Consider the following 13,727-nt stretch of genomic DNA (forward strand, 5'->3'; position numbering starts at 1 on the left):
CCGGTGGTCCCGTATGGAAGGGCCATCGCTAATCGGACAAAAGGTACGCCGGGGATAACAGGCTTATCTCCCCCAATAGTTCACATAGACGGGGAGGTTTGGCACCTCGATGTCGGCTCGTCACATCCTGGGGGTGGAGTAGCTCCCAAGGGTTCGGCTGTTCGCCGATTAAAGTGGCACGCGAGCTGGGTTCAGAACGTCGTGAGACAGTTCGGTCCCTATCCGCCGTGGGCGAAGGATACTTGAGAGGAGCTGTCCTTAGTACGAGAGGACCGGGACGGACGTACCTCTGGTGTACCGGTTGTGGCGCCAGCCGCATCGCCGGGTAGCCATGTACGGACGGGATAACCGCTGAAAGCATATAAGCGGGAAGCCCACCTCAAGATTAGGTATCCCGATCGTAAGATCCTAAAGGCCCCTTCTAGACCAGGAGGTTGATAGGCCAGGGGTGGAAGCGCCGTAAGGCGTGGAGCTGACTGGTACTAATCGGCCGTGAGGCTTGACCACTACCTATTTCAACTCAGGTTGGAATAGTCGCCGCGTACTTGTCCGGGTTTCAATCGCTAACCGGACGGGACGGCAAAGGTCGAGTCACAAATAAGGTTCGAACCTCTACACTTGCAGACCCTACTATTCAGATTTGTCGGAGCTTGAGCGCTCGCCTCCTGGCGAGTGCGACAGGTTTCCGGTCGCCATGGCGAAGGTGAAACACCCGTTCCCATCCCGAACACGGCAGTTAAGCCCTTCAGCGCCGATGGTACTGTGACCGAAGGCGTCACGGGAGAGTAGGACGCGGCCGGGGAATCTCGAGAGGGCGGAGTCGATAAGACTCCGCCCTTCTTTTTTCTCGCGCTTCGCGCGCGAGAAAAACAGCTATTGCGCGATGCGCACAATAGTCAGATTCTCGGGCATTGTGATGCCCGCGAATCACAGCATCGCTCGCGTCGCGCTGCGCGCGTCGCTCGCGATGCTCACGGCTGTCGCGACGGCATGCGCCGTCCCGACCACCATCGCGCGCTCGCGATCCGGCGCCTCTCCAAAATCCGAACATCAGGTCGGTTTCCCCACCGAGCTCTACGCGCGCTCGATCCCGCCCGACAATCCCCAGACACCTGCCAAGATTGCGCTCGGGCGGGCGCTGTTCGTTGATCAGCGCCTCTCGGCCGACAACCTCCAGCACTGCGAGGGATGCCACAACTACACGCTCGGCTTCACCGACCAGGGAAAAACTCGGTAGGTATCGACCAGCAGGCGGGCCGCCGCAACGCCCCGACCATCCTCAACGCCATGTTCAATAGCAGCCAGTTCTGGGACGGCCGCGCTCAGACCCTCGAAGAGCAGGCCAAATCGCCAATTCTGAATCCAATCGAGATGGGTATGAAGAGCCCCGACGAAGTCGTCGCGAAGTTCAAGGCGATACCGCGGTATAGCGAAGCCTTCGAGCTGGTCTTCGGCCGCGAAATAAACTTCGACGACATTTGCCGCGCGCTCGCTTCTTATGAACGTACGCAATTCTCGTTCGACTCGCCCTTCGATCACTATATGGCGGGCGAGAGCGGTGCGATCGATGAGTTAGCGAAGCGCGGCTGGAAAATCTTCAACGGCAGTGGACGATGTATCACGTGCCACGCCTGGACGCGCGATCGCCCGTTGTTTACCGACGGCTGCTTCCACAATGTGGGCGTATCCGCCGGCGCACCTCTCACGCACAATGCAACTGCCATTCGTGCTGATCGTGATGACTCGGCCCAGCTCGACAAGCTCGCGACCGACAGCGGCATGAGCGACCTCGGCCGCTATTTGGTAACTCGCAAACCTGCCGATATCGGCGCGTTCCGCACGCCTGATCTGCGGAACCTGCTCGTCACGCAGCCGTACTTTCACGACGGCTCAGCCGCGACGCTGTGGGATGTCGTCGCGCATTTCAATCGAGGCGGCGTCCGCAATCCGTATCTCGACTCTGTAATAATTCCGCTGGATCTTTCCAGAACCGAGGAGGACGACCTGGTCGCATTCCTCGCAACTCTAACCAGTCCCGAATACGAGCAGCCAGCAAAAGCAGAATATGAGCGGCAGTACCGAATTTCGAGAGACGCAATCAGCGGACGATGAGCATAATCTTGAAGCTCTTGGCAGGTTTCGCGCCCTTCTCCCACGGGCGCAGGTAACGAATCTCGAGCGTCCCGGTCCCGCTCGCATCGATTCCGAAGTGGAAAATCTGAAGTCCCGAGGCGCCAGGCATCGCGTTATCGAGCGTAAACGCCGGCTCACCGACCTGCCTGACGAATCCGCCCGCAACGGGCTCAGCCTGCCACGTATACCCGGTCCCCGAAGTCGCAGGCAGTGAAATCTCGAGCGCGTCGCCGCGATCGAGCGTAAACTCGCGCCCGTTGTCGTCCTGCGAAACAAAAACCATGCTCGCACTCGCCCGCGACGCAAGAAGCAATGCGACCAGGAACAGTAGCAACTGCGATCGGCGCATTCTCATTCTGACTTCTTGCCCTCGAATGCGTCGAGCAGCCAATCGGGTAGAGGGTCGTTGATATTTTCAGGAACAATAAACCGCCCCTTGTCGAGACCGATCGGCCGCAGTTGCCGACTCTCCGGCTTTATTGGACCGATTTCGGCGAACGGCACGTTGCGCTCGCAGAGGATTATAGTCTCGCCTTTCTTCACACGACGCAGATATTTGGAAAGGTGATTCTTGGCCTCGGTGATGTTAATTCGAACCACGTCTTGGATTCTGTCACTCGTTGGGCTTCTCCGCTATGACATTTGCGATGGCGATCGGATCGCATCGTAAAGTCATTGAGCCTCGTGGGCGAGCGCTTGGGATTCCGTTTGACGGTGAACCCGGGCCGCTCAATGCGATCACCGACGTCGCTGGCGTCGAAGTCGGGCACGCCACGATCATCCGCGGCGACGGAAAGCTGATCGTTGGTCGAGGGCCGGTTCGCACCGGCGTTACGGCGGTCCTGCCGCGTGGAAAGCGCGACGCAGCTTCTGTCTTCGCCGGATACTTTTCGCTCAACGGCAACGGCGAGATGACCGGCACGGCGTGGGTCGAAGAGTCCGGCTTGCTGACAACGCCAATCATGATCACCAACACCCACAGCGTCGGCATTGTGCGCGACGCTGTGATCGCGTGGCAAGTGCGACGCCGCAAGATGACGCAGCCGTGGTCACTGCCGGTCGTCGCCGAAACCTACGACGGGTTGCTCAACGACATCAACGGATTCCACGTCACCGCCAAGCACGCGCATGCGGCGCTCGAGAGCGCGCGCGGCGGGCGCGTCGCCGAAGGATGCGTCGGCGGCGGCACCGGCATGATCGGCTACGGATGGAAAGGCGGAATCGGCACGGCGTCGCGCCGGCTCGATCGCAAAGCGGGCGGCTACACGGTAGGAGTCCTGGTCCAGCTAAATTGCGGACGTCCGAGTGAGCTGACAATCGCCGGCGTCCCGATCGGCAAAGAACTTGGCCCGGGCCGCGACCCGTTCAGCACGCAGGAACTCGGCTCGATCATTATCGTTGCGGCTACCGATGCGCCCTTGATGCCGCATCAGCTCAAACGGATCGCGCGACGGCTCACGATGGGTCTGGCGCGCACCGGGAGCGTGTCGGGCAACGGCTCGGGCGACCTGTTTATCGCGTTCTCGACCGCCAACTCTGAGAGCGCGAAGCGCTCTGACGTCGAGAGCGTCAAGATGCTCCGCAACTCGCGGATGGATCCTTTGTTCACCGCGGCCGTGCAAGCTTCCGAAGAAGCAATAGTCAACGCGCTGGTCGCAGCCCGCACGATGGTCGGAATCAACGGCTATCGCGTCGAGGCTATCCCGCACGATCGCCTCGTCGAAGTGATACGCAAGTACGGCCGATGATATTTGCCTCGGCCGCGATCGCGAAATACTGTTCAGCACTGTGGCGTCCGCTAAACAAATACAATTCTTCTCCGACGCCGGGCAATTCCTGGAACGCGTTCAGCCGTTTCTCCTACGGCGCGAGGCTGAGCATTGCTTGATCCTTGGCTTGCTCGGTGGGCTTCGAGCAGGCGATCAATGGGGTGCCGCGCCGCCACTGATGGGATTGGTCGAAGAGAAGGGCGAGGTCGCGGCCGTCGCTCTAATGACGCCCCCTCGTAACCTCATCCTGTCATGGATAGCGGACGATTCCACGATCGACTCGATCGTTCACGAACTGCGCGCAAGAGGAATTGCGATTCCGGGCGTCAACGGCTCTGCTGAAATCGCGCAGAAGTTTGTGTTGAAGTGGTCGGCGCTATCGCGATGCAGCTATCGCGTCCAGATGGCGCAACGGATTTATCAGTTGACCCGAGTCACCAACGAAACGAGATCTGCGGGTCATCTTCGCGAACCTGAGCAATCCGACGAAGCATTGTTGCGGGAATGGCGCGCCGCTTTTTCGATCGATGCCGAGGGCATGGATCCCATCCAAGCCCGAGAAGACGCCGCACTCCCTATGCCGCCATCGCGACGCATGTTCTTGTGGGAGCTCGAAGGAACTCCAGTAGCGATGGCGGGATTCGCGGGACCAACGCCCAACGGTATTCGCGTGGCCTGGGTCTACACGCCGCCGAAAAATCGCGGCAACGGATTTGCCGGCGCGTGCGTTGCTGCGCTCACCCAGAAGCTGCTGGATGAAGGCCGCAAGTTCTGCTTTCTATATACCGACCTTGCCAACCCGGTCTCCAATCACATCTACCAAACAATCGGATATGAACCGGTCTCCGACGCGACCGTCTATTCGTTCTCGTAGGAGGTCTATGCACACGAAACAACTAGCCATTTCGCTGGCTGGAATCGCGCTTCTGCTATCGCTTATTTCAGGAACCCGCGCGGAGACTTCTCAGCCTTCTTCGAGCGCGCCGCCTGATCGGGTGCGCAGTTTCAAGTTCATCTATCACGCGGATATTCCGGTCTCGAATTTGTCGGCTAAAAAGTTCGAAGCGTGGATTCCGCTTCCGCGCGAAGACGCTTTCCAGCAGGTCCGCAACCTCCACATTGATACGCCGGTGCATTTCGAAATCGTTGACCAGGGAACGAACGGAAATCGCGTCGCGCATCTCGAGGCTTCGGCGCCGCTGCCTGCGACTGTCCCTGTCACGATGACGTTCGCCACGACCCGGCTTGAGGAGGCTCCAGACATGGTTGCGGCAGCGAGGGACATCCCTGAGCCGACCGACGGGCACTTCGTTGCGTATCTCGAGCCGAATCGTCTCGTGCCTTTGACCGGCAGAATCGCGCAGGTCAGCGCGAACCTGGCCGAGACCGACGTGACTCCGTTTGAGCAGGCGCGCGTCGATTATGAGTACGTCACTTCGATCATGAAGTACGACAAGAGCGGGAAGGGATGGGGTCGCGGCGACGCGCTCTACGCATGCGACGTCCGGCGCGGCAACTGCACCGACTTCCATTCGCTGTTCATCGGCCTGGCGCGCGCCCGAGGAATCCCGGCGCGGTTTACGATTGGCTTTCCAATCGGCGCGGCGAAGTTCGGCGATGTTCCTGGCTACCACTGCTGGGCGGAGTTCTACTCAGGCGGCGTGTGGGTGCCGGTGGATGCGTCCGAAGCGTCAAAGCATCCTGACCGGCACGACTACTACTTCGGGCATCTCGATGCCGCTCGCGTCGCGTTCACGATGGGCCGCGATCTCGTGCTGAAGCCTCCGCAGAATGGCGAGCCGCTGAACTACCTGATTTATCCTTATGCCGAGCTCGACGGAACGGTGGTGCCGCAAAAGGAAATCAAGACAAAGTTTTCTTACGCCGACACGGGCGCGTGATGCCCCATCGCGATCGCTAGAACATCGCGAACTGCGCGTTCTTGTTGACGTTCACTTTCATCGCGCTTGCGCTTGAGTTGGCGACGCGGCACGCGATCGTGTCGCCGCTCTTGCATGCATTGTCCGCGATATCGAGTTGCGTTTTAGGCCATACCGAGAGCGAAAGCGAATCGCAATCGTTCGCGTTGCCTGCCTTGCAGGACGCGTAAAGTTTCGCGTAGTCCTCGCCAAGACGCCCACACACCGCGGAGTCGCCCTTGTCGCAAGCGACTGCGTCGAGTGCGCGACATGAAGCCTCGTCGTCAGTTTTGCACTTTTGTGAAAGCTGCTTGCTGGCCTGCGTCTGGAATTCCGGGACGTAGTCGGTGCAGACCCGGGCGGGCGCGTCGCAACTCGATTGGAGCACCGCAACGCACGCGTCGGTTTCGTTTTGTGTGCATCGGTCGGCGTTCGTCTGATACAGCCGATAGACGACAGTTTCGCCATACGGCATGCATCCGGCCAGCGAAAACGCAGCCGCCGCGACTACCGCGAGCGGGAATCTGCTACGGCAATCTGGGAACCAATTGCGCATGATCTAGAGACGACGGGCGGCGCCGGATGTTACAAAAAGGCGAACACACAACAAAAAAGGCAGCCCACGCGGACTGCCTTATAAGTTGAAATCGGAAAGTAACTAGTGTTTCGTCTCGATTCGCCTGCCGTAGGTTACTTCGCCCTTGTCGACGCGCAAGCTGAAACCGCAATCAGGATTCGTGCAAACCCAAGCCTTGAACAACACCGAAGCGCCTTCCTGTCCATAGTCGGACAGGGGAATCAACGCGCCAGCGTTACACTTTTGGCACTTCGGCCACTCCATCATCCGCGCCTCCTTACAGCCGACCCGAACCGCATCGTCCGTGCCTGAAATTATCCGACCATCAAATCTAAAGCAACGTGCCGCGTGGACGCCGCCGGAGCCGTCCAGAAGCGTACCTGAGCGTGTGTACCCGCAGTGCCGGAGGTAGCGGGCGGTTTCTACTTGAGCGCGCGCACCGAAAAGCCGCGATCGTTGCAGCACAGCAGCGAGCGCTTGCCGTCGAGCACGGTCTCGAGCACGACTTCGCGGCCCCAAAGCCGCTGCAGGTAGTTGAGGCTCTTCTCGGCGTACTCGATATGCAGGTCGCGTCCGTCGTGATCGTGCTTGACGTAGAGCGTGCGGTTCTGGCCGAAGTCGGCGTCCTCGACTTTCAGCACCGGTATCGAGTTGGTGCCGACGTTCTTGATCAGGGTCGCCTTGACTTCCTTCCAACCCTCGTCGTCGGCAACTTTGCTGACGACCAGCTCTTCTCCGCGCGCCTCGTATTCGAAAATGTCCATCTCGCGCATGAGATCTTCGGTCAGATATCGCCGCAGGAAAGAGGCGTCGCGTTCGACCTCGCGGACCTCGAAGATTTTTTCCATCCCGGATTTCGCCGGAGGGCCGTCGCGCTTGATTTCATCCTTGGTCGGAGTCGTGAAGCGCCGGTAGATGTCTTCCCAAATCTTGAGTCCGAGGTGGTACGGATTGATCTGGCCGGGAATCGGGCGACAGACCTGGTTGTGATTCACGATAAATTCGAGATGCAGCCCCTGGTCGAGGTCGAGCGACTCCAGAATTTTCTTGTGCCAGTAGCTCGCCCATCCCTCGTTCATGATCTTCGTCTCCATCATCGAGATGAAGTACTTGGCCTCTTCATCGACGATGGTGAGCAGATCCTTTTCGAAGTCGGCGAGGAACGGGTTGTGATCGCGAATGAAAAGCAGCAGATCCTCGTCGGGCTCGAGCGGCACTTTGTGGAAGTCGGGGACGTCGATGTTCTTGCGCGCGTGGATCTTCTGAAACGGATCGGCCTGTCCCTGCGCTGTGTCCTCGGCGCGTGCCATCTGCTCGAGCGGCGAGAGCTTTTTGATCGCGAAGTTGCGCCGGCTTTGCCATGACAAGGCGTGCGCCGCGTCCAGGATGCGCTCGACCTTCTCAACGCCGATCGACGGATCCTCAACGTAGCGCCGCACGCGCATCGCCGCCGCCTTGAAGCTCTCAATTGTCAGCTCGGCGCGCGTCGCCGACTTGAAGGTGAAATTGTTCTTGAAGAAATCGTTGTGCCCGTACACGTGCGCGATCGTCAGGATATGCAGCAGCAGCGAGTTGTCGCGCATCAGGTACGCGATCGCGGGATTCGAATTGATCACCATCTCGTACGGCAGGCCGCTAACGCCGTGATCGTAAAGCGTCTTCAGCTTTTCGTACGACTTGCCGTACGACCAATGCGGGTAATGCGACGGCATGCCTGAGTACGCCATGTACCCGAGCATCCCGGTATGATCGCAAAGCTCGAACTCCTGCGGATAGCAGTCAAGCCCGAACTCGTCGGCCTTGGCGCGAATCTTCAGGTCCCATTCGACGAGGTCGCGCAGATCCCAGGTCGCGATGCGCGGCGAGGTGCCCTCGTGCGGAGTGGCGCTCATGCTTCCTTCACCCGGTCCTTGGCCAGGAACGCTTTGAACGACGGCCAGATGTCCTCCTTGCGTTCGATCAGAACGGTGTGAAAGTTCGGCGCCTGGATTCGGCGGAACACGTTGAGCATCGAGGATTCGTAGTATCGCGAACCCATCGGTTTGATCTCGCCGTAACCGAACAGGTTGCAAATCTCCGCGAGTTCCTCCGCGTCCTTGAGCGCGGCCGGATTGTCGGAGTCGAAATTGTCGCCGTCGGAGCAATGGAACGCGTACAGATTCCACAAGGACGGGTGGTAGCGCGCGGCGATTATTTCCAGCGCCTTGGCGTAGCCGGATGAAATGAAGGTGCCGCCCGATTCACCCTTGTGGAAAAATTCTTCCTCGGAGACCTCGCTGGCCTCCGTGTGATGCGCGATGAAAACGATTTCGACGTTGCGGTAACGCGTCGAGATGAACTGGTAGAGCAGGAAAAAGAAGCTGCGCGCGAGATACTTCTTCATCGTGTCCATCGAGCCCGACGTGTCCATGATGCAGATGACCGCGGCGTTGGATTCTTCTTTCGTGTCTATTTCGACGTGCTTGTAGCGCAGATCGTTCTGATGGAACGGGTAGCGCTTGCGGACGCGCTGAAACGCCGCGACGCCGGGCGAATCAGCGAGGGCATCTTCGTCGAGCGGCTGCCCGTTCAGCGTGCCTTCCTCGAGCGCGATCTCATCGAGAGCGCCTTCAACGTCGGCGTCGGCCCCGATTTCGTGGTCGGCTTTCGATTCTTCCAGCGCGCGCGCGACAGCGTCGTTACGCTTGTCGGACGCGAGCATGCGCATCACGCGCTGCTTGGCGGTGCGGCGCTTGTCGAGCCTGATACGGATGCCGACCTTGCGGTAGCCTTTGCGCCGTGACGAGTAGTCGGACTGAATTTCGCGGAGCGCACGCCGCTCGAGGTTGGGCAGTTCGAGATCCTCGAACATGATCTCGATCAATTCCTCGAGGGTAACGTCGGTCTCGTAGTAATCGACGCCGGGCCGGTCACCGGCCTGCTCGTCGCCTTTGCCCTGGCCGTCCTTGCCGGTTTTGCCGACGACTTGCCCGGGGCGCGAATCGCCATCGCCCTGCGACGCGCCGGGCGCATTGTCGCCGAACACGAAGCGGTATTCCTTGATCCCGCGCAGCGGAACCTTGATAACGCGGTCCTTATTTTTGCCGATGATCGATTCTTCGGCGATGATGTCGGCGATATTCTCGCGAATCGATTCGCGAACTTTCTGCCGATGGCGCAGCCGGTCACCGGCCGAACGGTCCGACCGCTCGGCATCGGAAATCCGATATTCGCGAAAGATGGTATCGCCGCTCATTCAGGAAACCCGCATCAATCCTTCCACAGATTGTTCGCTGCGTACTTTAGGACAACGTCCACGCACGATTCGCAATAGCCGTTTTCCAGCAGGTTTTTTACCATCGAGCTGTACTTTTCGCCTTGCTCCTCGTCGCGGGTGCGGGCCTTGGTGATGATGCGCGAAATGTCGCGCACGGAGGTCATCAGCTTTTTCTCGATCGCTTCCTTCAGCGGCTCGTAGCTCTTGTAGCTGATTTTTTCGCCGCGCCGCGAGGTTGCCCACAGGTACGCGATCACTTCCTGGCGGAATCCGTCGGCGGCCGAGCCGATGATCGCGATCTGCTCCTCGATCGACTTCAGGAAGCCCTCGTCGGGCGACAGTTCCTCGTTGGTATTTCGATCGCGCACGCGAGTCTTGTTGACGTATGCCTCGGCGTGATCGAGGTAGTTCTGGAACAGCGACTCCGCCTGCTCCTGGTACGAGTACACGAACGCGCGGGTGATCTCCTTTTCGAGCAGGTCGAGATATTCCTTGTGCAGCGTGTCCTGCAGGAACTCGAGGTACTGCTTGCGCGTGTCGTCGGGCAGGTCGCCCTCCTTAGTCATCGAAATGAGCGCCTCGCGCACGTTGATCGGATTGATGCAGTTGCCGGTGACGTTGTCGGACAGCGCGTTGTCGAGCGCCTTCATGATGAAGCGGGTCGAGATGCCCGACATGCCCTCGCGCTTGGTGTCTTCCTTGAGCTCCTGCACGTCGATTTTCTTGGTGCGTCCCTTCTCGACGACTTCCTCGCCATTATAGAGCCGCAGCTTGGTCATCAGATCGCACTTCGAAGTCGGCTCGAGGCGCGACAGGATCGCGTACATCGAGGCGAGCTCGAGCGTGTGCGGCGCAACGTGCGCGCGGAAATCCGAGTTCTTGATGATCTTCTGGTAGATCTTGACCTCTTCCGACAGGCGCAGGTTGTACGGCACCTTCACGACGACGATACGATCGAGAATCGCCTCGTTGGTGTGATCGGCCTTGAACTTCTGCCACTCGGCCTCGTTCGAATGGGCGACGATGCAGGTATCGACGTACACCATCCCGTGCCGGCCGGGTGCCGGAATCACTTTCTCCTGGGTCGCGGTGATCATCGCGTGCAGGTACTCGGTCTCGTTCTTGAACACTTCGATGAACTCGACGATTCCACGGTTGCCGACGTTGAGCGCGCCGTTGAGCTCGAGCACGCGCGGGTCGCCTTCGGAGTATTGGTCGAGCTTCGAGATGTCTTCGGAGCCAATCAGCACCGAGGTGTCCTGGTTGTTCGGATCGACCGGCGGCACCACGCCGACTCCGACGCGGTTGCGTTTGGAGAAGCTGCGCGCGATGACCGGAAATTCTTCGTAGCGGTTGTTGAACTCGGACTTCAGCCGATAGCGGCATACGGGGCACAGGTCGCCCTCGATATGCACGCCGAGCATCTTCTCAAATTCGCGCCGCAGATGGCGCGGTACGAGATGCAGCGGCTCCTCGTTCATCGGACATCCTTCGATCGCGTAGATGAGTCCGACCTGCTCGAGTCCGCGCTGGATTCGTTCGACCAATGAGCTTTTACCCGAACCAACCGGACCCATCAGGTAGAGGACCTGCCGGCTTTCTTCGCCCTTGAGCGACGCGGAATGGAAATAGCGGACGATCTGCGCGATGGTGCGCTCGATCCCGAAGAATTCCTCGGCGAAGAAATCGAACACCTTCAGCGGCTCATCCTTATACAGCCGCTTGGTACGCGGATCATCGGTATCGTGCAGCGGATGAAGACCCAGGGAAATAATCAGGTCGTAAATCCGCGCGTGCGCCAGCTTGGTCATGACTGGGTCGGCTTTCACGACCTCGAGATATTCGAGCAAAGTCCCGCGCCACTGCTTCGACTCGCGGGCAGCGCGGTCCTCTTTGATCACTCGCTCGAAGTTATTGAGATCCGCCATCGGCTATCTCCTTCGGGTTCGGGTTATAGAATGTTGAGCAGTTTTACTGCCTGGGAGAGGGGGAAACCGTCGGGCCGTGCTATTTCTGGAGCCCATTCTTACGTCGAGTATAACGGAGCAAGTGATTCGCAACAAGTAAGTTAGACGCAAGCGACACGCTTAAACGCGTCCCATGCGAACATGTCGGCAGAATCCAAATTTGCGCTGCACTGAAAAACAATGTACTGGCGAAAATTTTATTGGAACAAACGCTCGGAAACCGGGACCGTGTCGCCGAGCACGATACGCCCGCGATCGTTGCGCACCATCGCGGCGAAAACGGTGTCGTCGTGCGCGAACGACAGCCACCACCGGTTCTCCGCCGCTAGCCCGAGGTAGTGCGCCTTCTGCTCCATGGTGCGCAGCGCGTCGAGATCGTAGGACTGGTTCCACGGGCCGCGGATATGCGAGCGCGTCGGCACTATATCGGCAAGATGCATGAAGCATTCGCCGCCGTCGCTGACGAGGGCAGCCTGATGGTCTCGCGTATGGCCGCCGGTGACGACGGCGCGCACGCCCGCGACGACGTCGGTGTCGCCGTCGATGGCTTCGAGCATCGAGCGCACCGGCGTGAGAATCTCCCCAGCGTGCCGATACGCGGCGCGGAGGCGCTCGTTGCGCGGATGGTCGGCGATATCGAGCTCGCCGCGCTGCACGAATATTCGCGCGCGCGGAAACGCGGCTTCGAGCGCGCCGGAATCGCGCCGCCGCACGATCCCTCCGCAATGATCGAAATGCAGGTGCGAGACGATCAGATGAGTGATGTCGCCCCCCTCCATCCCGAGCGCTTGCAGGTGCTGTGGGAGCCATCCGTCGCCGTGATCGAAGATCTTGCGCTCGACGTCGCTCAGCCGATTGCCGATTCCCGTATCGACCAGGATGGCGTCGCTGCCCTTCATTATAAGCGGACAGGTCAGGTTGAGGCGGATACGGTTGCGCTCGTCGGGCGGATGGTTGCCCTTCCAGAGTTCTCGTGGGACAACGCCGAACATGCATCCGCCGTCGTTGCGCCACAGACCGTCGGTCAGAAACGCGACCTCGAACGCGCCGATTTTGATCTTCGGAGGCAGTTCAGCCATCTACGTTCCCATCAACCACGTTCCGAGCATCAGCGCGATACCACCCATCGCTACGATCGCAATATGCGCGCGCGTCATGCGGGTCATCGCGCCCGGCACCGCGTCGGCTCGCCCGCGTGCAACGACCGCACCGAGCACCGCGCCGATTCTCATCGACCACATCATCACGACGATCATAGCGATAAACAACGCGATCTTAATCGCAAGCACGAACATGAACGCAGTCGAAAATACGAAGCGCCGCGCAATTCCCACGGTCATCAAGTTGAAGAATCCGGTGACGAGCAACACGACCGCCGCGGCGAGCCCAAGCACATCGATCTTTGGCGCGGCGTTCGCGACAAAACCCCGTTGCTCGACGCTGCCGGGCGTCAGCGCCAGTCCAGCGATCACAAAGCATGCGCAGGCAGCGACCCAAATCGCGCCAGCGACAGCGTGCGTCCAAAGAATCGCAGAACCAACCAATCGCACGGTCTCCGTTTGATAAGTCTTATCATTATTATCATTGTGCCATCCCGCTTATCATTCGACACAAGAATGAGTTGGCGGGCGGCGATGTTTTGAGCTAACTAGGATTTTCCCCCGGAGGTGAACGCGATGCTCAATCCTTACATCGAGGCACACGAACTGCGCGAGTTGATCCTCAAGAAGGAAGTTAAGCTGCGCGAGGTCGCGGAATTTTTTATCGCGCGCGTCCAGAAGCTCAATCCGAAGCTCGGTGCGTTCATGACCATTACCCCCGAGCGTGCGTTGGCTGACGCTGACCGAATCGAAAAGATGAGCGATGCGGAGCGGCAGCGCGCGCCGCTGTTTGGGGTGCCGTACTCGATCAAGGACCTCAACTGGACCAAAGATATCCCGACTTCGATGGGGTCGAAGAACTACGAGAACTTCATGCCGCCTGCGGACGACGAGATTGTCGTCCGGATGCGCAATGCGGGCGGGATTCTGATCGGCAAGACGACCACACCCGAGTTCGGTGGACGTCCTACGACTGAGGGCGGCCTTTGTCCGCCCGCGCGCAATC

12 protein-coding genes, 2 rRNA genes and 1 pseudogene are annotated in these 13,727 nt (G+C 59.5%); 7 read left to right on the forward strand and 8 right to left on the reverse strand.

All coding sequences use genetic code 11. From position 1 onward, the window contains the following. The 3 genes and pseudogenes from VIW95_RS07160 to VIW95_RS07170 form a co-directional block, all read left to right on the forward strand. Window positions 1-507: ribosomal RNA gene (locus VIW95_RS07160) — 23S ribosomal RNA — on the forward strand; the annotation flags it as partial. Between the two features lie 177 nt (window positions 508-684). Continuing rightward, window positions 685-802 (forward strand): 5S ribosomal RNA (gene rrf / locus VIW95_RS07165). Between the two features lie 165 nt (window positions 803-967). Then, a pseudogene (locus VIW95_RS07170) lies at window positions 968-2,112 on the forward strand (cytochrome-c peroxidase). On the opposite strand, the gene VIW95_RS07175 reads toward VIW95_RS07170, so the two are convergent. Together VIW95_RS07175 and VIW95_RS07180 are read right to left on the reverse strand one after the other, a co-directional pair. Next, window positions 2,099-2,488, reverse strand: coding sequence for a protease inhibitor I42 family protein (locus VIW95_RS07175; RefSeq protein WP_331584834.1), 390 nt, complete (start codon window positions 2,486-2,488; stop codon window positions 2,099-2,101). The pseudogene VIW95_RS07170 and the gene VIW95_RS07175 overlap by 14 nt on opposite strands. Continuing rightward, a complete protein-coding gene (locus VIW95_RS07180; protein ID WP_331584836.1) occupies window positions 2,485-2,733 on the reverse strand; it encodes a type II toxin-antitoxin system prevent-host-death family antitoxin in 249 nt (82 codons plus the stop codon). Before VIW95_RS07180 ends, VIW95_RS07175 begins: the two co-directional genes overlap by 4 nt. Window positions 2,734-2,780: 47 nt before the next feature. Between VIW95_RS07180 and VIW95_RS07185 the strand changes: the two genes are divergently transcribed. The 3 genes from VIW95_RS07185 to VIW95_RS07195 are packed head-to-tail and all read left to right on the forward strand — an operon-like array spanning window position 2,781 to window position 5,803. Then, window positions 2,781-3,881, forward strand: a complete 1,101-nt coding sequence (locus tag VIW95_RS07185; protein ID WP_331584838.1) for a P1 family peptidase — start codon at window positions 2,781-2,783, stop codon at window positions 3,879-3,881. Window positions 3,882-3,921: 40 nt separating this feature from the next. Next, complete coding sequence (locus tag VIW95_RS07190) at window positions 3,922-4,776, forward strand: GNAT family N-acetyltransferase (RefSeq protein ID WP_331584840.1); 855 nt, start codon at window positions 3,922-3,924, stop codon at window positions 4,774-4,776. 7 nt (window positions 4,777-4,783) lie between these two features. Then, entirely contained in the window at window positions 4,784-5,803 is a 1,020-nt protein-coding gene (locus VIW95_RS07195) for a transglutaminase domain-containing protein (RefSeq protein ID WP_331584842.1), read from the forward strand. 16 nt (window positions 5,804-5,819) lie between these two features. Here VIW95_RS07195 and VIW95_RS07200 read toward each other — a convergent pair whose 3' ends face one another. The 6 genes from VIW95_RS07200 to VIW95_RS07225 form a co-directional block, all read right to left on the reverse strand. Beyond that, window positions 5,820-6,377, reverse strand: a complete 558-nt coding sequence (locus tag VIW95_RS07200; RefSeq protein WP_331584844.1) for a hypothetical protein — start codon at window positions 6,375-6,377, stop codon at window positions 5,820-5,822. Window positions 6,378-6,820: 443 nt separating this feature from the next. Continuing rightward, window positions 6,821-8,290 (reverse strand): SpoVR family protein, encoded by a 1,470-nt coding sequence (locus VIW95_RS07205; RefSeq protein WP_331584846.1) that lies wholly within the window; start codon window positions 8,288-8,290, stop codon window positions 6,821-6,823. Further along, window positions 8,287-9,633 carry a DUF444 family protein gene (locus VIW95_RS07210; protein WP_331584849.1) on the reverse strand — a complete coding sequence of 449 codons (1,347 nt, stop codon included), beginning with the start codon at window positions 9,631-9,633 and terminating at the stop codon, window positions 8,287-8,289. The genes VIW95_RS07205 and VIW95_RS07210 overlap by 4 nt, the downstream gene beginning before the upstream one ends. A 14-nt stretch (window positions 9,634-9,647) precedes the next feature. Continuing rightward, the gene (locus VIW95_RS07215) at window positions 9,648-11,582 is read right to left on the reverse strand and encodes a hypothetical protein (protein ID WP_331584851.1); all 1,935 of its coding nucleotides are present in this window, start codon (window positions 11,580-11,582) and stop codon (window positions 9,648-9,650) included. A gap of 236 nt (window positions 11,583-11,818) precedes the next feature. Next, window positions 11,819-12,700 carry an MBL fold metallo-hydrolase gene (locus VIW95_RS07220; RefSeq protein WP_331584853.1) on the reverse strand — a complete coding sequence of 294 codons (882 nt, stop codon included), beginning with the start codon at window positions 12,698-12,700 and terminating at the stop codon, window positions 11,819-11,821. Beyond that, a complete protein-coding gene (locus tag VIW95_RS07225) occupies window positions 12,701-13,093 on the reverse strand; it encodes a hypothetical protein (protein WP_331584855.1) in 393 nt (130 codons plus the stop codon). A 204-nt stretch (window positions 13,094-13,297) separates the two neighbouring features. Between VIW95_RS07225 and VIW95_RS07230 the strand changes: the two genes are divergently transcribed. Further along, window positions 13,298-13,727: amidase (locus VIW95_RS07230; RefSeq protein ID WP_331584857.1), on the forward strand; the 430-nt coding region annotated here is incomplete at its 3' end.

Origin of the sequence: Binatus sp. (SeqCode), assembly GCF_036522015.1 — a bacterium.
Lineage (GTDB): Bacteria > Desulfobacterota > Binatia > Binatales > Binataceae > Binatus.